Origin of the sequence: Pseudactinotalea sp. Z1748 (genome assembly GCF_049725185.1) — a bacterium.
Classification (GTDB): Bacteria; Actinomycetota; Actinomycetes; order Actinomycetales; family Beutenbergiaceae; genus CALKWS01.
This window is the reverse complement of sequence record NZ_JBMPQB010000006.1, coordinates 233,344-250,739: the sequence shown is the minus strand read 5'-3', so window position 1 is coordinate 250,739 and position 17,396 is coordinate 233,344. Positions and strand designations below refer to the sequence as shown.

General features: G+C 69.0%; 19 protein-coding genes. 7 read left to right on the top strand and 12 right to left on the bottom strand.

Translation table 11 applies throughout. From position 1 onward, the window contains the following. Positions 1 to 302: 302 nt before the first annotated feature. Entirely contained in the window at positions 303 to 1,538 is a 1,236-nt protein-coding gene (locus ACO0LU_RS14540; protein WP_424792063.1) for an aspartate aminotransferase family protein, read from the top strand. A gap of 332 nt (positions 1,539 to 1,870) precedes the next feature. Beyond that, positions 1,871 to 2,269 carry a hemerythrin domain-containing protein gene (locus tag ACO0LU_RS14535; RefSeq protein WP_424792062.1) on the top strand — a complete coding sequence of 133 codons (399 nt, stop codon included), beginning with the start codon at positions 1,871 to 1,873 and terminating at the stop codon, positions 2,267 to 2,269. 2 nt (positions 2,270 to 2,271) lie between these two features. Here ACO0LU_RS14535 and ACO0LU_RS14530 read toward each other — a convergent pair whose 3' ends face one another. Beyond that, positions 2,272 to 2,394 (bottom strand): hypothetical protein, encoded by a 123-nt coding sequence (locus tag ACO0LU_RS14530; RefSeq protein ID WP_424792061.1) that lies wholly within the window; start codon positions 2,392 to 2,394, stop codon positions 2,272 to 2,274. A gap of 62 nt (positions 2,395 to 2,456) precedes the next feature. Here ACO0LU_RS14530 and ACO0LU_RS14525 point away from each other — a divergent pair, with 62 nt between their 5' ends. Next, entirely contained in the window at positions 2,457 to 2,702 is a 246-nt protein-coding gene (locus ACO0LU_RS14525) for a FitA-like ribbon-helix-helix domain-containing protein (RefSeq protein ID WP_424792060.1), read from the top strand. Further along, positions 2,699 to 3,118, top strand: coding sequence for a type II toxin-antitoxin system VapC family toxin (locus tag ACO0LU_RS14520; protein ID WP_424792059.1), 420 nt, complete (start codon positions 2,699 to 2,701; stop codon positions 3,116 to 3,118). Before ACO0LU_RS14525 ends, ACO0LU_RS14520 begins: the two co-directional genes overlap by 4 nt. A gap of 38 nt (positions 3,119 to 3,156) precedes the next feature. Here the strand turns inward: ACO0LU_RS14520 and hrpB are convergent, their stop codons facing one another. After that, entirely contained in the window at positions 3,157 to 5,727 is a 2,571-nt protein-coding gene (gene hrpB / locus ACO0LU_RS14515) for an ATP-dependent helicase HrpB (RefSeq protein WP_424792058.1), read from the bottom strand. Positions 5,728 to 5,870: 143 nt separating this feature from the next. On the opposite strand from hrpB, the gene dinB reads away from it, so the two are divergent. Beyond that, positions 5,871 to 7,127 (top strand): DNA polymerase IV, encoded by a 1,257-nt coding sequence (gene dinB, locus ACO0LU_RS14510; RefSeq protein ID WP_424792056.1) that lies wholly within the window; start codon positions 5,871 to 5,873, stop codon positions 7,125 to 7,127. 109 nt (positions 7,128 to 7,236) lie between these two features. Continuing rightward, on the top strand, positions 7,237 to 8,133 hold the full coding sequence (locus tag ACO0LU_RS14505; RefSeq protein WP_424792055.1) for a nucleoside hydrolase: 897 nt from the start codon (positions 7,237 to 7,239) through the stop codon (positions 8,131 to 8,133). Positions 8,134 to 8,157: 24 nt separating this feature from the next. Here the strand turns inward: ACO0LU_RS14505 and ACO0LU_RS14500 are convergent, their stop codons facing one another. Further along, positions 8,158 to 8,685: a gamma carbonic anhydrase family protein gene (locus tag ACO0LU_RS14500; protein WP_424792054.1), complete on the bottom strand. Its 528-nt coding sequence runs from the start codon at positions 8,683 to 8,685 to the stop codon at positions 8,158 to 8,160. Positions 8,686 to 8,873: 188 nt separating this feature from the next. Here ACO0LU_RS14500 and ACO0LU_RS14495 point away from each other — a divergent pair, with 188 nt between their 5' ends. Next, positions 8,874 to 9,632, top strand: coding sequence for a glucose 1-dehydrogenase (locus ACO0LU_RS14495; protein ID WP_424792053.1), 759 nt, complete (start codon positions 8,874 to 8,876; stop codon positions 9,630 to 9,632). A gap of 18 nt (positions 9,633 to 9,650) precedes the next feature. Here ACO0LU_RS14495 and ACO0LU_RS14490 read toward each other — a convergent pair whose 3' ends face one another. From ACO0LU_RS14490 to ACO0LU_RS14450, 9 genes are all read right to left on the bottom strand, one after another. Continuing rightward, on the bottom strand, positions 9,651 to 10,073 hold the full coding sequence (locus ACO0LU_RS14490) for a DUF1801 domain-containing protein (protein ID WP_424792052.1): 423 nt from the start codon (positions 10,071 to 10,073) through the stop codon (positions 9,651 to 9,653). Positions 10,074 to 10,134: 61 nt separating this feature from the next. Beyond that, positions 10,135 to 10,872 carry an SDR family NAD(P)-dependent oxidoreductase gene (locus ACO0LU_RS14485; RefSeq protein ID WP_424792050.1) on the bottom strand — a complete coding sequence of 246 codons (738 nt, stop codon included), beginning with the start codon at positions 10,870 to 10,872 and terminating at the stop codon, positions 10,135 to 10,137. A 32-nt stretch (positions 10,873 to 10,904) separates the two neighbouring features. Next, positions 10,905 to 12,092, bottom strand: coding sequence for a mandelate racemase/muconate lactonizing enzyme family protein (locus ACO0LU_RS14480; RefSeq protein WP_424792049.1), 1,188 nt, complete (start codon positions 12,090 to 12,092; stop codon positions 10,905 to 10,907). 11 nt (positions 12,093 to 12,103) lie between these two features. Continuing rightward, complete coding sequence (locus tag ACO0LU_RS14475) at positions 12,104 to 12,529, bottom strand: MaoC family dehydratase (protein ID WP_424792048.1); 426 nt, start codon at positions 12,527 to 12,529, stop codon at positions 12,104 to 12,106. Continuing rightward, positions 12,522 to 13,631 (bottom strand): acyl-CoA dehydrogenase family protein, encoded by a 1,110-nt coding sequence (locus ACO0LU_RS14470; RefSeq protein WP_424792047.1) that lies wholly within the window; start codon positions 13,629 to 13,631, stop codon positions 12,522 to 12,524. The genes ACO0LU_RS14475 and ACO0LU_RS14470 overlap by 8 nt, the downstream gene beginning before the upstream one ends. 63 nt (positions 13,632 to 13,694) lie before the next feature. Beyond that, entirely contained in the window at positions 13,695 to 14,465 is a 771-nt protein-coding gene (locus ACO0LU_RS14465) for an enoyl-CoA hydratase/isomerase family protein (RefSeq protein WP_424792046.1), read from the bottom strand. A 4-nt stretch (positions 14,466 to 14,469) separates the two neighbouring features. Continuing rightward, positions 14,470 to 15,756 (bottom strand): TRAP transporter large permease, encoded by a 1,287-nt coding sequence (locus ACO0LU_RS14460; protein ID WP_424792045.1) that lies wholly within the window; start codon positions 15,754 to 15,756, stop codon positions 14,470 to 14,472. After that, positions 15,753 to 16,319, bottom strand: a complete 567-nt coding sequence (locus tag ACO0LU_RS14455; RefSeq protein ID WP_424792044.1) for a TRAP transporter small permease — start codon at positions 16,317 to 16,319, stop codon at positions 15,753 to 15,755. Before ACO0LU_RS14455 ends, ACO0LU_RS14460 begins: the two co-directional genes overlap by 4 nt. Then, positions 16,319 to 17,389: a TRAP transporter substrate-binding protein gene (locus ACO0LU_RS14450; RefSeq protein WP_424792043.1), complete on the bottom strand. Its 1,071-nt coding sequence runs from the start codon at positions 17,387 to 17,389 to the stop codon at positions 16,319 to 16,321. Before ACO0LU_RS14450 ends, ACO0LU_RS14455 begins: the two co-directional genes overlap by 1 nt. Between the last annotated feature and the right edge of the window lie 7 nt (positions 17,390 to 17,396).

Sequence of the window (17,396 nt, the reverse complement as noted above, 5' to 3'; positions counted from 1 at the left end):
CGACCGTCATCGCACGCCGGGGTAGAGGACTGGGGCGCAGTCAGTTCGGCCCCGCTTCTGCGGGCGTGCGGAGAGGTTCACCGGGCAACAGTGGTTGACGAGGCGCTGGAGTCTCTCTATGGTGCATGGACCAAAACCGACGTTCCGCAGATCAGAATCTCGGAGTCGGTTCCTCAAAGACGAGAAGTGGTGGCGCAGTGGCCGATGCGACGACGAACACGACGATGAGCGGGGTTGGGATCCGGTCCTGGCCGGAGTCCGAGCGGCTCTGGAACAGAACGAAGCAATCTCTACCCGGGGGCGTGTCCACCGGCCTTCGCGCTGCGATGCCCCCGCATCCGCTGTTCTTCCGAGAAGGGCGCGGCCCGCGGCTCACCGACGTCGACGGACACACGTACCTGGATTATGTGCTCGGGTGGGGGCCTGTCATTCTTGGCCACGGGCACCCAGGGCTGAGCACGGCGGTGGCGGCGCAATTGCCGCGGGGGGCTACGTTCGGCGCCGGTCACCTGCTGGAGCCGGAGGTTGCCGAGACGGTCATCGCCAGGGTTCCCGGTGCGGAGCGGGTGTTGTGGAGCAATACCGGTTCCGAGGCGACGCAGATCGCGCTACGGCTTGCCCGGGCCTGCACCGGACGCCGGAGGTTCATCAAGTTCGGAGGGCACTACCACGGGTGGTCCGATGCGATGTTGGTGGGCTACCGTCCCGATGCCGAGGGCCGGTTTGGTTTAGGCAGTCGTGGCCAGAGCACCCAGGCCATGGAGGATGTCACTGTGGCTCCCTGGGGAGACCTGGAGACGGTGCGAGAACTGCTCCGTGAGACCGACGGTGATTACGCCGCAGTCTTCTGTGAGCCCGTACTGTGCAACTCTGGAGTGTTGGCACCGCCACCCGGGTTCCTCGAGGGATTGGTGGACGTATGCCGGGTTACGGGCACGGTGCTCGTCTTCGACGAGGTGATCACCGGATTCCGGATGGCCCACGGGGGCGCTGCGCAGCGGTACGGAGTGGAACCGGACCTTACGGTCCTGGCCAAGGCCGTGGCGGGTGGGTTCCCGCTTGCCGCCGTAGCCGGGCGTGCCGACTTGCTGGACGTGACCACAACCGGAGTCGTGCATGCCGGCACCTACAACGGAAATCCTGTAGTACTCGCTGCCGCCGCCGCCACGTTGACCGCACTTGACGCGCCCGAGGTCTATGACGACTTCGAGCGGAGGGGGCGCGATCTGGCCGATGGGCTCCGGGCCGTCCTGACCGGCTCCGGAGTGCCCGCAACAGTCCATCAAGTTGGGCCGGTGGTGCAGTGCATCGTCGGGGTCCGCGACTCCACCTCGTTCGACGACTTCATGCAGGCAGACCAGGACTTTTATGATCGCCTGATCGTGGAGATGCTGAGCCGGGGCGTCTTCGCCTTGCCCGGGGGTCGCTGGTACCTCTCCACAGCGCACAGTGACCCCGATATCAACGAGACCGTCGAGGTCTTCAGCGATGCGTTGGATGCGGTACTCGAAGCAGGGCCACCGCCCGGCGGCCACTGATCAACCCTCCGAGCCTCCCAACCTGCAGGTGGTCACGTGCGACATCCTGGCTCTGAGAACCCGCAGGATTTGCGGGCGGTACGGTCTCTGTGGCCGTCAAGTCGGTATCGGCGCGTACGGTGCGGTGACGTCGCACCCAGCGACGAGGTCTGATCCCTGAGATTGGTGACCGGGCAGGACGGACGAATGCTCGTTGGCGCGACTCGCTGATCGAGATGACTGGGCTCACCGATGGGTACATTCTCCCGATACATGGACCACCGAGGAGGCGGTGCCTCTGCGGCGACATGTGGGGCCGCGCCGACCTTCGCCCTCACGTGACTGAGGGCGAGATGACCAGGCTGGTGGCCTGGAGTCGAGAGTTACGTGCCGTGCATGAACGGCTACGTGCAGCGCTCAGGGTGACGCGCGAGGCGGTGGACGCCGGAGGCGACACCGACTCGGCGACGCGTGACCTGTTGCTGTTCTGCCACGGCTTCTGCACCGCGCTGGCCGGGCACCACGAGGGTGAGGACCGGGAGTTGTTTTCCGCGATCGCGGCCGCGCACCCCGAACTGCGGCCGAGCCTGCAACGCCTGGAGCAGGACCACTCGATGATCGCCCACCTGTTCTCAGGGTTGCGGGCAGCGGTGTCGAGAGCGGCCTCCCCGGCCGAGTTGGATCGTCACCTCGAGGGGATCGCGGCGATCATGGAGAGCCACTTCCGTTATGAGGAGCGCCAACTCAGATGAGGTCAAGCACGCTCGTCGCCTGCGTCCAAAGATCCTCCGCGGCGTGGGCGGATCCGCCGTTCGGTGCCGAGTACGTCGAGGTCGTCATCGAGCAGCGGGAAGGAGTACACCGGCGTCAGGCTCATCGTCGCCCCGCCGTCCGCGTCGCGCTCGATGGGGACGCGTGTTGCAGTGATATCATTGCAACATGGCAGCGATCACCATCCGTCAACTGCCCGAGGAAGCCAAACAGCGACTTCGGATGCGGGCGGCTGCCCACGGTCGCTCGATGGAGGCGGAGGCTCGGGGGATCCTCCTGGCTGCATTGGAATCCACCGGGAAAGCCGACCTGAACTGGGTCGAGCAGTTGATCGCCGTCGGGTATGAGGTTGGCGGCGTAGACCTGCCCGTACCTGAGGACGAACCGGCGACGGCGGCCGACCTGCGGTCGTGATCATCCTCGACACCAATGTCGTCTCCGAACTCATGCGGGGGTCTGTTGCTTCTCCAGCAGTGCTGAACTGGGTACGCGGTCTGGACGAGCAACCCGTGACCACGGTGGTCACGCGCGCTGAGATCCTCGCTGGCGTTGCGCTGCTGCCCGCCGGACAGCGGCGCGACCGAATTGAGTCGGTGGCGACGGCCGCATTCGACACCCTCGGCGTCTGTTTGCCGCTAGTGCCCGGATGTGCTGCGCAGTACGCCGACATTGTGGCGACCAGACGCGGCATCGGGCGCCCGATCGGGGCGATGGATGCACTCATCGCAGCCATCGCACGCTTCAGCGGAAGCGCCCTGGCGACCCGGGACACCGAGGACTTCGAGCACCTCGGGCTGGACCTGGTCGACCCCTGGAACAAAAGGACCTGAGGAGGCTGCTCAGCGCCGTCCGGCACCCACCCACCCCCTCACCCGCGCCGCCGTGAGGCGCGCTTGGTGCGCGTGGTGGGCGTCGCCGTCGTCGGATCCTCCGGCCAGGGATGCTTCGGATAGCGGCCACGCAGTTCCGCGCGCACCTGCAGGTATCCGGAGGCCCAGAACGTGGCCAGATCGGCGGTGACGGCGGCGGGTCTGGAAGCCGGTGAAAGCAGTTCCAACACCAGCGGCACCCGGCCTCCGGCCAGCCGCGGCGCCTGGTCCCACCCGAACACCTCCTGTATCCGTACCGGCAGCACCGGGCGCTGCGGGTCGGTGTAGTCCACCGCGATCTTCGACCCGCTGGGCACCTCGATGCGTTCGGGTGCGAGGCGGTCCAACTCACCGGCATGGGGCCAGGGGAGCAGTCGTCTCAGTGCGGCGGTGGTGTCGATGCGGCGCAGGTCCGCTGTGGTCCGCACCCGGGCCAGGTCCGGGCCGAGCCACTCCTCGATGGCGTCCAGGAGTGCCTCATCGGAGACATCCGGCCAGGGCGCTCCGAGCGCCGCGTGCAGGAACAACAGCCGACGACGTAACCTGGCCGCCGCAGCCGGCCAGCCGATGAGGTTCAAGCCCTGCGCCTGCAGACCCTCGCGTACCGCCCGGGCGACCAGACCGGGACCGGGATCGGCCAGGCGCTGGCTGGACAGTTCGATCGCGCCCAGGTTCAGCACCTGGCGGGCGCGGATGCGACCCTCGTGCCACGCCACCTCGCGTTCCTCCGACAGTGCGTGACCGGCAGCCTCCAGCGCGGTGGCCTCATCGATCGGGGCGGCGGCGCGGATGATGGCGTCGGATTGTCCGGGGGAGCGGGCGGCGTCGGCGATCGCCAGCCACGAGCTGCCGGCCAGGGCGCTGCCCGGCGCCAGGCGCGCGCCGGTGCCGCCGACCATCAAGTAAGAGGACCCGCCCGGCCGCAACCGCGCGATGCGGCCGGGATGGGCCAGGGCGGTGACCGTGCCGACGGCTAGGTCGAGTTTCGTGCCGCCGTCGACGGACTGGCGTCCGGGTGGGGCCTCGGCCGGCGCGGGGGAGTGCGCCCCGCTGCCGGAAAGGGCGGTACGTAGCCGGCGACGTTGCTGCTCCCACGCACCCGTGCCCGGCCCGCCCCGACGCAGTTGGCGGAGCAGGGCAGTGAGGTCGCCACCGGGCGCCGGTGAGTCCTGGTCCAGCATGGCCACGGTCTCGGCGGCGAGGGCCGCGCCGACCTCACCGGCACCATCCAGCAGCGCCCTGCCCAGCCGCGGGTCCACGCCGACGTCGGCGATCGCCCGCCCGCGAGCAGTGATCATCCCAGCCGCATCGATCGCACCCAGTTCCATCAGGGCGGCCTCGGCAGCCTGGACGCTGCTGGCCGGGGGCTCATCCAGCAGGTTCAGGCCCTCACCGCGCGGGGTGCCCCACCGGGCGAGTTCGAGCATCGCGGAGGTGAGGTCGGCGGTGTGGATCTGTGGTGCGGGGTGGGCCTGCAGGCGGGCGTGGTCAACCTGGGACCAGCACCGGTACACCTGGCCCGGGCTCTCCCGGCCGGCCCGCCCGGCGCGCTGCTCGGCGGCGGCTTGGCTGACGCTGCGGGTGACCAGGCCGGCCAGGCCGCGGTTCTGGTCGGTGCGCGGCACCCGGGCCAGCCCGGCGTCGACGACGATCCGCACTCCCGGCACGGTGAGCGAGGACTCGGCGACGGCGCTCGAGACGACCACCCGGCGTCGTCGGCCCTTCCGCAGGGCGCGGTCCTGCTCGGCCGGCGGCAGGCGCCCATGCAGGGCCAGCACGTCCGTACCTGCCGGCAGCGCGCCGGCGCTACGCAGCCGGCGCACGACGTCGTCGATCTCCCGGGCGCCGGGCAGGAAGACCAGGGCATCGCCGTCATGGGCCGTCATGGCCTCGCCGGTGGTGGTGGCGACGTGGTCGAGGAAGGCCGGGGTGGTGCCGCGCTGGTCGAGGCGGGCGGCGGTGGCCGGCGGCGGGCGCCAGTGGGTCGTGACCGGGTGCAGCCGGCCCGGCACGGTCACCACCGGTGTGGCCGGGCCCAGCACGGCCGCGACGCGCTCGGCCTCGATCGTGGCCGACATCGCCACCACCGTGAGGTCCTCGCGCAACGCCGAGCGCACGTCCACGAGCAGGGCCAGCAGCAGGTCGGTGTCCAGATGCCGCTCGTGCACCTCATCGAGGACGACGGCGCCGACGCCGGGCAGTTCGGGGTCGGCCTGCAGCCGGCGCAGCAGCAGCCCGGCGGTGACCACCTCCACCCGGGTGCCGGGGGAGACGCGGCGCTCACCCCGCACGCTGAAGCCCACGTCGCTGCCCAGGGGCCTCTCGATCAGGTGGGACAGCCGGGCGGCTGCGGCCCGTGCGGCGATCCGGCGAGGCTGGGTAACGACAACCCGCGCACCGCTTCCCGCCGCCAGCGTCGGGGGCACCAGGGTGGTCTTGCCGCTGCCCGGCGGGGACTGCAGCACCGCGGTGCCGCCGCCGGTGAGGGCCTTGCCCAGTTGCGCCAGACCGTGGCGCACCGGCAGGTCCGGCGGGTCGGCGAGCAGCGTGGCGAACGGGTCAGTGGGCACCCGGCTAGTGTGCCGCAGGACCGGATGGGCATCTCTGACAGGTCGTAGTCTCCGTGAGGTCACGGCACGTCACGTCACGTCACGTCGAACGGTGGCCGCAGCCTCACTAGTAATCGAACATGCGTTCGGCTATACTGCAAGTTGTGTCCACCGGGCCCACCATCCTGCACGCCGACCTCGATGCGTTCTACGCCTCGGTCGAGCAGTTGCTGGAGCCCGGCCTGCGGGGCCGTCCGGTAGCCGTCGGTGGCAGCGCGCGTGGTGGCGTGGTGCTCGCGGCCTCGTATGAGGCCAAGGCTCATGGCGTGCAGGGCGGGATGCCGGGCCGGCGAGCGGCTGAACTCTGCCCAGACCTCATCTTCATCCGCGGGCACTTCCATCGGTATCAGCCAATCGCCGACGACGTGATGGCCATCCTTGGCGACCTCACCCCGGCCGTGCAGCGGGTCTCGATCGACGAGGCCTTCCTGGACGTCACCGGCTCCACCCACCTGTTCGGCCCGCCGGCGCAGATCGGTGAACTCATCCGCCGCCGGGTCCGCGCCGAGGTCGGGCTGCCGATCTCGGTCGGTGCCGCCCGGACCAAGCACCTGGCCAAGATCGCCTCCCAGGTCGCGAAACCGGACGGGCTGGTCGTGGTAGAGCCCCACGAGGAGACCGCCTTCCTTCATCCGCTCCCGGTCGGCCTCATCTGGGGCATCGGCCCGGTCACACAGCGCCGGTTGGCCGAGCTCGGGATCCACACCATCGCCGAACTCGCTGACCTCGGGCGCCCGGTGCTGGAGCACCTCCTCGGCAGTGCCGCCGGTGCCAAGCTGCACAGTCTCGCGCACAACGAGGACCCCCGACGGGTGACGACGTCGAGCCGGGCCCGGTCGGTCAGCGCCCAGTCCGCGCTGGGCCGGGTGGCCGTCTCGCCCGAACTGGTGCGCCGGGTGCTGGGCGGGCTAGCGGAACGCATCGCCAGGCGGCTGCGCACCAAAGGCCGGGCCGGGCGCACGGTGACGGTGCGGGTGCGGTACCCGGGAATGCGCACGGCCAGCAGGTCCCACACGCTGGCGCAGCCGGTCTCCGCGACGCTCACGCTCACCGAGGTGGCCGAGACACTGGCCTGGCGGGCCATCGACGCCGAGGACGGGGACCGCGTGGAGGTCACCTTGCTGGGGATCGCGGTCTCGAACCTGCAGACCCAGCACGCCGTCCAACTCGAGCTGCCGTTCCTCGCCGACCCCTGGCGCCCCGGATCACAGGCGGGCGCGGCCCGCTGGGCGCTGGACCACTCGATGGACACCGCGCGGAAGCGATTCGGCAGGAGGGCCGTCGGCTACCTCCCCGCCACCCTCGGCGCGGCCGGGGGAGTGCCCGACGACTTCCGCGAGTTGGCCGAGCGGGAGGTGTGACGCTCCCGCGGGGCCGTCTCGGGGCTCGGCGCGAAGCCTTGGTTGAGGGACACCGGGTGGCGTGCCGTGATTAAGTGCAGGTGAGAGCCGTCACGCAAAGGAGCCCGCAGTGAGCCTGCCAGTCCCCGCCCAACGGCGGCGCGTCATCGTCAACACCGACGCCAAGAATGAGGCAGACGATCAGTTCGCGATCGTGCACGCCCTCCTGACCCCGATGTTCGACCTGCGCGGCATCATCCCGGCCCACTTCGGCACCCGTCGCACCAACCAGAGCTTGCAGGAGAGCGCCGAGGAGGTGGATCTGATCCTGCGGTTGATGGATATGCAGGCAGACGTGGTGGTCGCCAACGGGGCGGAAGGAGCCATCCCGGACGAGAACACTCCGGCGGACTCCCCAGGCGCCCGGCTCATTGTCGACGAAGCGATGCGGGAGGGGGCGGGTCCGCTGTTCGTCGCGTTCCTCGGTCCGCTCACCGACATGGCCTCTGCGATTCTGCTCGAGCCCGCGATCGTGGACCGGGAGGTCACTGTGGTGTGGATCGGTGGTGCGCCGTACGGCCACAAACTGCCTCAGGGCGGGAATATCGAATTCAACCTGTCCAACGATGTCGCGGCGGCGAACGTGGTGGCCGCATCCGGAATCGACTTCTGGCAGGTGCCGCAGTCGACGTACCGGATGATCAGTGTCGGCTACGCCGAGTTGGAGGAGCGAGTCCGCCCGCACGGGCGTATCGGCGACTATCTGGTGCAGCAGTTGCTGGACTTCAACGCAGCCCATCACGCGCTGCCGATCGAGAGCCGACCGTTGGGGGACACTCCGGCGATCGGATTGATGATCGGCCCCGTCAGTGCCGAGTGGCGTGAGCAGTCCCCGGTCCGGTTCACCGGGGCCGGTGGCTATGAGGACGCTGCCACGGGGTCTCGGATCCGCGTGGCCGAGGCGATCGATGCCCGCTTCATGCTCGAGGACTTCTTCGCCAAACTCAAGGCCTTCGCGCGTGACTGATTCGCTCGTGACGGAGCCGGGCCGTCAGGCGCCTTTTCCGCCGTTCGCCGCTCGGTGGCGCCGCGCGAGATCCACATAGACCGCAGCGTTGCGCCGCAGCCCTTCGATCTGCTCCTCGTCCAGGTCGCGCCGGACCTTGGCCGGAACACCGGCGATGAGGGAGCCGGGCGGGATGTCCGCGCCCTCGGGCACCACAGCACCGGCCGCAACGAGCGTGCCGGCACCGATCCGGGCGCCGTTGAGGACCACGGCGCCCATACCGATGAGGCAGTCGTCCTCCACGGTGCATCCGTGCAGGATGGCCCGGTGCCCCACCGAGACATTGGCTCCCACCACTACCTGGAAACCGGGGTCGACGTGTGCGACGCATCCGTCCTGGATGTTGCTCCCCGAACCGATGACGATCTTCTCCATGTCGCCGCGCAACACGCTGCCGTAGAAGACGCTCGCACCTTCTCCCAGCGTCACCCGGCCGATCACGGTGGCGTTCGGCGCAACCCACGCATCGGAGTGAACGTCAGGGGCCTGGCCCTCGAACTCGATCAATGGCATGGCGATTCACTGCTCCTTCGGTACACGACGCGGTCCTGGTCGGCCCGGTTTCTAAGGTCGATCACATCGTGGATCCGATCCTACCCGCGCCTGAACGCGCCACCCGGGTCCCCGGTTTGGCAGCCCGCACCCGAACGTCGACCGGACCCAAGCACTCTCGCACCCGCCCACTGCGCAAGAATGTCCTCATGACCACCAACCCCTTCAGCCTGTCCGGACGAACCGCTGTCGTCACCGGAGGTCGGCGCGGGATCGGTCAGGGCGCCACCCGGGCGCTGCTGTCCGCCGGCGCCGACGTCGTCGTCCTCGCCCGCCAGGACGTGCCCGCCGAGGATCGCGGCTACGCCGCCTCCCTCGGGCGGAACCTGACCGAGCACCGGGTGGACCTGGGCGACCGGAGCGCCACCGAGCAGGTGGTGCAGACCGTGCTGAACGAGCACCAGGTGGACATCCTGGTCAACAACGCCGGGGTCCAGGCCCGCCACGCCGCGATCGACTTCCCGATGCAGGACTGGGAGCGGGTCATCGACATCAACCTGCGCGCGGTGTTCCAGCTGTGCCAGGACTTCGGGCGCCCGATGCTGCAGCGAGGTGAGGGAAAGATCATCAACATCGCCTCGCTGACCTCCTTCCAGGGCGGGCGGAACATCCCCGCCTACGCCGCCAGCAAGGGAGCGGTGGCGCAACTGACCAAGTCGTTGTGCAACGAGTGGGCCGGTCAAGGCGTGAACGTCAACGCGCTCGCGCCGGGTTACATCGCCACCGATATCAACGCCGAGTTGCGCGAGGACGAAGCCCGATTCGCCGAGTTGTCCGGGCGCATCCCCGCCGGGCGGTGGGGCACCCCGGCCGACATCGGCCACGCGGTGGTGTTCCTGGCCTCACCGGCGGCCTCGTACGTGCACGGCGAGGTGCTGGTGGTCGACGGTGGGTGGATGGCTTACTGAGGTCCGGGTGATCGGGCCTTACATCTTCTCGCCCGGCAGGGAACTCGCCTGCGCGATCCACGAGCGCAGTTGCGCCATGTCCACGTCCTCGTCCTGGTGGATGTCGAGGTAGCGGACCTCGGGGTGCTTCGAGGCCTTCGGCGGCATCGGATCCAGTGAGGTGCCCTTGAGGAACTGCACCTGCACATACCTGGTGTAGCACCGGAAAGAGAGGAAGTAGCCCTCATCCCCGCTGCCGTAGAACGGCTGGTTCCATTTCACCGCCTTCCGCACCTCCGGCACGGCCTCGCCGACCAACTCATCGAGGCGGCGGCCGATCTGGTGCTTCCAGCCGGGCATGGCGCGGATGTAGTCCTGCACCGGCCCGTCGCCCTCGCCCTTGGGGATCTGCGGGTTTCCACCGGATAGGAGCCGCGGTCCGGTGTTGTCATCGTCAGACATGTCTCACCTCCGTGCCCCGGCTGTGCGCCCTGTGCGGCACAACGCCGGTACGCCCGGGATGCTACGCCAGGTGAGCGCCGCCGTCGACGGGCACCACGGTGCCGGTGACGTAGTCCTGCCCGAGCAGCGCCAGGCAGGCCTGCGCCACGTCCTGCGGCGTACCGGTCCTGCCCAGCAGCGACCGGGCGGCCGCGCCCTCACGGGCCTGTGGCCATCGCGCGGTCCACCGGGTGTCGATGAAACCCGGTGCTACCGCGTTGACGCGCACGGTCGGCGCCAGTGCCTTGGCCAGCAACTTCGTGGTGTGGTTCAGGGAGGCCTTCATCGCCGCATAGGGAATCGAACTGCCCCTGGGCTCCACCCCGGCGATCGAGGTGATGTTGATGATGCTGCCGCCGCCCTGCTGCTGCATCAGTGGTGCGCACTCCTGGACCATGTGCCACGCGCCGAGCACGTTGCCCTGCAACATCGCCGTCCACACCTCATCGGTGGCCGAGGCGAGGTCGTCGTGAGCGATCTGCCTTGTCACCCCGGCGTTATTCACCAGGAGGTCAACCCGGCCCCAGCGCTCGACCGCGGCCCGGGCCAGGTCGGCAGCCTCGCCGGGCACGGTGACGTCGGCGCGCAGGTAAGCGGCGTCGTCGTACTCCGTGGTGAGGTCCGGGCCCTCCCAGTCGCTGGACCTGGAGTTGCACAGTACCCGGGCGCCCCGGTCCAGCAACGCTCGCGCCACCGCGTAGCCGATCCCGGTGGTCGAGCCGGTCACGATCGCGGTCAGGCCGTCGAATTGGTGTGGCACGTGCTGCTCCGTTCTTCGGGCGGCGATCTGGCTCAGCGGCTCACCGTGGCCGAGGCCGTGGTGTAGTAGCGGAGCACATCCTCGTCGATCTGCACACCCAGCCCCGGGCCTTGCGGCACCGCGACCGAGCCGTCGGTGAGCGGGAACCCCTCGGTGAGCAGGTCATCGCGAAGGGCGTTGGGGCTGCGGTCGTACTCGATCACCGGGGCGTTCTCCAGCGGGACCGGGGCGTAGGTGTGCGGCGTCGCGGGGATGACGGCGAGGGCGTGGGTGGCGGCGGCCAGCGCCACTCCCGAACCCCACACGTGCGGCACGGTGAGCACCCCGAAACTGCTCGCCAGCGCGAGCACCTTGGTGAATTCGCTGAACCCGCCCATGGCGCAGATGTCGGGTTGGATGATGTCCACGCACCCGTGCGTGAGCAGGCTGCGGAAGCCGTACCGGGTGAACTCCGCCTCACCACCGGCGATCGGGACGTCCAAGGCATCGCGCACCCGGCGGTAGCCGTCCCGGTCCTCGGGGACCACGGGCTCCTCGAACCACAACACCCCCTGGTCCTGCAGTGCCCGGCCCATCCGGATGGCGGTGGCGGCGTTGTAGGCGTGGTTGGCATCCACGAGCAGGTCGATGTCGGTGCCGATGCTCTCGCGCACCACCGCCACCCGCTGGGCGTCCAGGGCCACCGGTAGCAGACCGATCTTGACCTTCAGCGCGTTGAATCCACTGCCCACGTAGGTCTGGGCCTGCTCGCGCAGCTCGGCGATCGCGGCGGCCTGGTCGGTGTAGCGGTCGCTGTAGTACCCCCCGGTGGCGTAGGCGCCGACCCTGTCCCGGTGCGCCCCTCCCAGCAGTGCGTGCACGGGCCGGTCCAGCGACTTGCCCCAGGCGTCCCACAGGGCGATGTCCAGTGCGCTGATCGCCTCGATGTAGGTGCCCTTGCGGCCGAAGTCGCGGCTGAAGGCGTACAACTCCTCCCACAGGCGCACCGGCTGGTCGGCCCGGCGCCCGATCAGCAGCGGACCCAGCACGTGCTCGATGGCGGCGGCGACCGGTTCGGCCGGTCCGTACTGCCCGCCCTCACCCCACCCCACCAGGCCATCGGTGGTCACCACCCGCACCAGCAGGCTCTTGCGCTCACCGAAGGCGGCCTGGGAGGAGTAGAACCGTTGCTCACCCAGCGGCACCCGCAGGATGTGGGTCGAGATCTCCGCGATATGCATAACCGGGTCGCTCAGTCCTGGTAGCAGTACAGGACGTGCACGGCCACCATGCACAACCGACCGTCCTCGGTGCTGGCCCGGACCTGGCAGTAGGCGGTCTGCTTCTCGGGGTTCACCGACTCCACCTCGTACTGGACCCGCACGGTCTGGCCCAGGAACACCGGCGCCAGGAAGCGGACCTTGTCATACCCGTAGGACAACGCCGTCAGCCCGTGGTCGGCGCACAGCTTCGACGCCGCGGTCGAGGCCAGCGACAACGTCAGCGCCCCGTGCGCCACGCGCTGCCCCTCGGGGCGGGACCGCATGTACTCGGCGTCGATGTGCTGCGGGGCGAAGTCGCCGGTGAGCCCGGCGAAGAGCGTCACATCGGTCTCCCCGACGGTCTTGCGGAACTCCGCCCGTGCCCCCACCGGGGGGAGCCAGGTGTGCTCAGACATGGGTGAACTCCTTCACTGCCCGGCGGCCGAGCATCGTCTCGTGGATCTCGCTGGTGCCATCGAAGATCTGCATGACCTTGGCGTCGTTGTGCAACTGCCACACCTGGGCGTCCTGGGCCAGGCCCGCGGCGCCGAAGATCTGCATCGCCTCGTCGGTGTGCCTGCGGGCGGCGTCGGAGGCGAACAGTTTCGCCATCGAGATCAGGTCCCGGTCGCCCCCGGGCTGGTCGGCGAACGAGGCCACCGCCGCCAGGGTCAGTTCGCGGGCGGCCCGGTAGTCGGTCCACATCCGGCCCAGTTTGATCTGGATGCTCGGCAGCGCACTGAGCGGTTTGCCGAACGCCTCGCGCGAGTTGGCGCGCCCGGTGCCCAGTTCCAGCGCGCGGTACATGAGCCCGCAGGAGTAGGAGGCTGCCTCGATGCGGGCCAGATTCAACCCGTCCATCATCCCCGCAAAGCCGTCACAGGTGAGCAGGTTCTGGGCCGGAACAACGACGTCGGTGAACTCCAGGGTGCCATTGGGCATGCCCAGCACGCCGGACAGCGCCGGGCCGGGTGCGCCGGATGCGCCGGGGGAGTCCATCTCCACCACCAGGGCTATCGTGTCGGCGTCACGCCCGTCATGGCCCTCCTTGGCCAGCACGATCACGTAGTCCGAGACCGGGGCAAGGCCGATCCAGCTCTTGGACCCGTTCAGGACGTACTCATCCCCGCGGCGCACCGCCACGGTGCGCATGGCCCGCACGTCGGTGCCCGCATGCGGTTCGGTCATGGCGAACCCGCCGAAGGCTTCCGCCCGCTTGGTTGCCTCCAGGTACTTCCGGCGCACCTGGGGATGGGCGTACTTGGCGAGCAGGTAGGCGTGCAGCCGGGCCACGCTGGTGGCCACGGCCAGGCCCGGCATCACCCGGGCCAGGCGTTCGCTGGTCTCGTGCACGAGCAGCCCGCGGTCGAGGTTGAGTTCCTCGCCGTCGAACAGCAGCGACTGCAGGCCGAGGTCGGCCAGTTCGTGCAAGGCACCGGGGAAGAAGTCGGTGCCGTAGGACGGCAACCGCTCGGCGCACCAGGTCTCGAGCCGGGTGAGAAGTTGTGCCTCATCCATGGGTTCTCTCCTTGCCGGGGCCTGCGGCCCCGCGAGGGGGGCGCGGGGCCGCAGGGGTCTGTTTCAGAAGTTGGCCGTGGCGGCGCCGAAGTAGTCGGTGCCCAGCAACGCCGCCACGTATCCGGTCTCGGCGGCGGCGTGCACACCGGCCGGATCCTCCCGGGCGTTCAGCAGCGCCTTGGCGTGCCCGACGGCGGCCACACTGGTCCGCTCCAGCAGCCCGATGAGTTCGGCGACCCGGGCGCCCAGGGCGTCCTCGTCGTCGTGCACGCTGCTGACCAGGCCGAGCCGCGCGGCCGCATCGGCTCCGATCAACTCCCCGGTCAGGACCAGTTCCCTGGCCCTGGCCGGGCCGACGGCCTCGGCCAACCGCCACGTGCCGCCCCAACCGGGTAGTACCCCGACCTTGACCTCCGGAAGGCCCAGGCGGGCGCCGGCCACCGCCACCCGGATGTCGCAGGCCAGGGCCAGTTCCAACCCGCCGCCCAACGCCACGCCGTTGATCGCGGCGATCACCGGCACCGGCAGCGTACGTAACCGGGCAAACAGACGGTGCCCGCCCATGTTGTCGGCGTGGAACTGCGTGCCGCCGGCTGATTTGACCTGCTTCAGGTCCGCCCCGGCGCTGAACGCCCGCGAGCCGGTCCCGGTAATCACCAAGGCGCGCACCGGCTGCTCACTGGACGCGGCCTCACCGACCTGATCCAGTACCCGGTCCAATCCGTGCAGGATCTCCCGGTTCAGCGCGTTGAGCTTGCTCTCCCGGTTCAACCGCACCCACACGGCGGAGCCGTCGCGTTCGGTCTCGACTAGTGGCGTTCCGGAGTCGATCACGTCATCACGTCCCGATCAGGTTCGGTAGGAACAGCACGATCTCGGGGAACACCACGCACAGCACCAGCACGAGGACCATGACGAGGAAGAACGGCATCATCGGTCTGACCGCGGCGAGTACGGGGATCTTCCCGATCGAGGAGGCCACCAGGAGGCACAGTCCCACCGGTGGAGTGATCAGGCCCAGCGCCAGCGTCATCACCGCGACGATCCCGTAGTGCACCGGGTCGATCCCGGCCAGCACCACGGCCGGCCCCAGTACCGGGATCATGATCGCCATGGCTGGCAGTGCGTCCATGAACAACCCGATTGCGAACAGGATCAGCACGATCACCCCCAACAGCGCCCACCCCGGGACCGTATCCACGAGGCCCTGGAAGAGCCGCGGAATCCGGTACAGGGTCAGCACGTAGGCCAGCATGGTCGCTGCGGCCAGTGCGAACAGAGCCACGGAGGTGAGCTTTGCCGCCGAGACCAGCACCCGGCCGAGTTCGCGCAGGCTGACGGTGCGGTAGACCACGAGGGCCAGGAACAGCGAGTAGACCACAGCCAGCAGGGCCGCCTCGGTGGCGGTGACGTACCCCAGGCGGAACCCGCCCAGCACGATCACGATGATGCCCAGCGCCGGTACTGCCTGCAGGAACGTGCGTCCGGCCTCCCGGGCCTTGAACGAGGTGTCCCGGGGGTACTTCTTCCGGCGGGCCACGATATAGGCGGCGATCATCATCCCCACCCCCATCATCAGCCCGGGCACGATCCCGCCGATGAACAACGCTCCGATGGAGGTGTTGGTCAGCGAGCCCCAGACGATGAGTTGGATGCTGGGTGGGATAACCGAACTGATCACGGCCGAGGCTGCGGTGATCCCGACGGTGAAGCCGGCCGGGTAACCGCGCTTGACCATCTGCGGGATGAGTACCGAGCCGGTGCCTGCCACATCGGCTGTGGAGGACCCGGACATCCCGGAGAACCCGATCGAGGCACCGACGTTGACGATGCCCAGGCCTCCGCGGATCCAGCCCATTATCGCGCGGGCGAAGTCGATGAGCTTCTCGGTGATCCCCGAGGCGGTCATGATGGCCGCAGCGAAGATGAAGAACGGCACCGCGAGCAGGATGAAGGAGTCCAGACCCGCGTACATGCGCTGGACCATCAACTCGGTGCTGAGTTGGGGGTGCAGGAGTAGGAACGGCGCACAGGCAAGCAACAGCCCGAACGCCACCGGCACCCGCAGCGCGCTGGCGAGCAGGAAGATGGTGAGGATGATGATCATGACGGCCATCGCACTCATCGGGACTCACCTCCGGCGGTTCCGTCGTTCGTGGTGTCCCGGGTCGTGATCGGCTCGACCAGGGCGTCCTCGTCGAGGCGAAGACCGCCCTTCTCCGGTCGGCGCATGCCCTCCCACCAACTCTCGATGGAGAAGAGCACCATGAGCACCGCGGAAACCAACGGGGCGGTGAAGCTGTACACCAGGGACAACCCCGAGGTGGTGGAGGTTCGTCCGGTGCCGGTCTCCACGAAGGACAGGCTGCCGATGAACAGCACCACCGCGACCACGGTCACCAGCGCCAGGCCCAGCGTGATGATGACACGCTGTGCCCGGTCGCTGATGCGCTTGGGGATCAGGTCGATCAGGAAGTGCTCCGAGGTGCGCACCCCCACCGCGGCACCGAGGAAGACCAACCAGATGAGGCACATCCGGGCGATCTCCTCGGTCCACAGCGCTCGGCTGAGGAAGGGCAGGTACCTGCCCAGGATCTGGTACGCGACGACGAGGACCATCACCGCCAGCGCAACGGCGATGAGCGCGACCGCGGCGCTATAGAGCGCGCCGGTGAGGCGACGTAGCATCAGCTCTCCGTACGCAGTGCGATGATCTGCTCGAGGGTCTCCACGGCGTCCCACTGCTCGGCGTAGTCGTACCAGACCTCCTCAACGGCGTCCTGGACTCCGGAGGTGTCCACATCGATGACCTCCACGCCCTCGCGGGAGCCGAGGTCATTGAGCATCTCCTCATCCACCTCGGCCTCGAGGTTACGCTCGAACTCGCCGGCTTCCTCGGCCGCTTCGATGACCAGGGCGGCCAGTTCCTCACCCAGGTTGTCCAGCGTGATCTGGGAGACCAGCAGCGGGCGGATGGTCACCTCGTGGTTGGTGCGCAGGATGTAGGGGGCCACCTCGTAGAACTTCTGGGAGTCGATGAACACCGCCTCGTTGTCCGCGCCCTCGACCACACCCTGCTGCAGGGCGTTGTAGAGCTCGTTGTAGGCCACCACGGTGGGCTCCAGGCCGAGCGCTGCGAAGGAGTCGGTCAGCACGGCCGAGGGCTGCACGCGCAGCAGACGGCCCTCGATGTCGTCGAGGGACTCGGCGGGCTCGGTGAAGAACAACTGGCGGTAGCTACCGCCGAAGTAGGTCAGCGGCCGGGTCCCGGTGGTCTCGGCCAGGTTCTCGGCCAGGCCGGCGGCGATGTCTCCCTCGATCACGGCGTCACGCTGTTCCTGGGAGGTGATCAGGAACGGCACCGACAGGATGGACATCTCGGGTGCGAACTCACCGATCGAGCCGGGGGCGATGATGCCCACGTCGATGGTGCCGGACTGCATGCCCTGGAACATTTCGGTCTCGTTCCCCAGTGCCGCGTTCGGGTGGGTCTCCACGACCACGCGGCCCTCGGTCTTCTCCTCCACCAGTTCGGCGAACCGGTTCAGGCCCTCGTCGAAGGGGGTGTCGACAGCCAACTGGTGCCCGGCGGTGAGGACGAACTCGGCATCGGCGCCGCCGCCACCGTTTCCGTTTCCACCGCCGGCGCCGTTGTCGCTGCCGTTGTCACCGCCGTTGTCAGCGTTGCATCCGGCCAGGACCAGTGCTGCAGCGGCCGTGGTCGCGATGAGAGCGCGGCGTGTCAGGGATTTGCTCATGGGAGTG

What these genes read in the sequence shown, in the direction of transcription:
- ACO0LU_RS14535 (WP_424792062.1), top strand. Translation starts at nt 1,871, where the DNA reads ATGACCAGGCTGGTGGCCTGGAGTCGAGAGTTACGTGCCGTGCATGAA.
- ACO0LU_RS14530 (WP_424792061.1), bottom strand. Translation starts at nt 2,394, where the DNA reads ATGAGCCTGACGCCGGTGTACTCCTTCCCGCTGCTCGATGACGACCTC.
- ACO0LU_RS14525 (WP_424792060.1), top strand. Translation starts at nt 2,457, where the DNA reads ATGGCAGCGATCACCATCCGTCAACTGCCCGAGGAAGCCAAACAGCGA.
- ACO0LU_RS14500 (WP_424792054.1), bottom strand. Translation starts at nt 8,685, where the DNA reads ATGCCATTGATCGAGTTCGAGGGCCAGGCCCCTGACGTTCACTCCGAT.
- ACO0LU_RS14495 (WP_424792053.1), top strand. Translation starts at nt 8,874, where the DNA reads ATGACCACCAACCCCTTCAGCCTGTCCGGACGAACCGCTGTCGTCACC.
- ACO0LU_RS14490 (WP_424792052.1), bottom strand. Translation starts at nt 10,073, where the DNA reads ATGTCTGACGATGACAACACCGGACCGCGGCTCCTATCCGGTGGAAAC.
- ACO0LU_RS14480 (WP_424792049.1), bottom strand. Translation starts at nt 12,092, where the DNA reads ATGCATATCGCGGAGATCTCGACCCACATCCTGCGGGTGCCGCTGGGT.
- ACO0LU_RS14475 (WP_424792048.1), bottom strand. Translation starts at nt 12,529, where the DNA reads ATGTCTGAGCACACCTGGCTCCCCCCGGTGGGGGCACGGGCGGAGTTC.
- ACO0LU_RS14470 (WP_424792047.1), bottom strand. Translation starts at nt 13,631, where the DNA reads ATGGATGAGGCACAACTTCTCACCCGGCTCGAGACCTGGTGCGCCGAG.
- ACO0LU_RS14460 (WP_424792045.1), bottom strand. Translation starts at nt 15,756, where the DNA reads ATGAGTGCGATGGCCGTCATGATCATCATCCTCACCATCTTCCTGCTC.
- ACO0LU_RS14455 (WP_424792044.1), bottom strand. Translation starts at nt 16,319, where the DNA reads ATGCTACGTCGCCTCACCGGCGCGCTCTATAGCGCCGCGGTCGCGCTC.
- ACO0LU_RS14450 (WP_424792043.1), bottom strand. Translation starts at nt 17,389, where the DNA reads ATGAGCAAATCCCTGACACGCCGCGCTCTCATCGCGACCACGGCCGCT.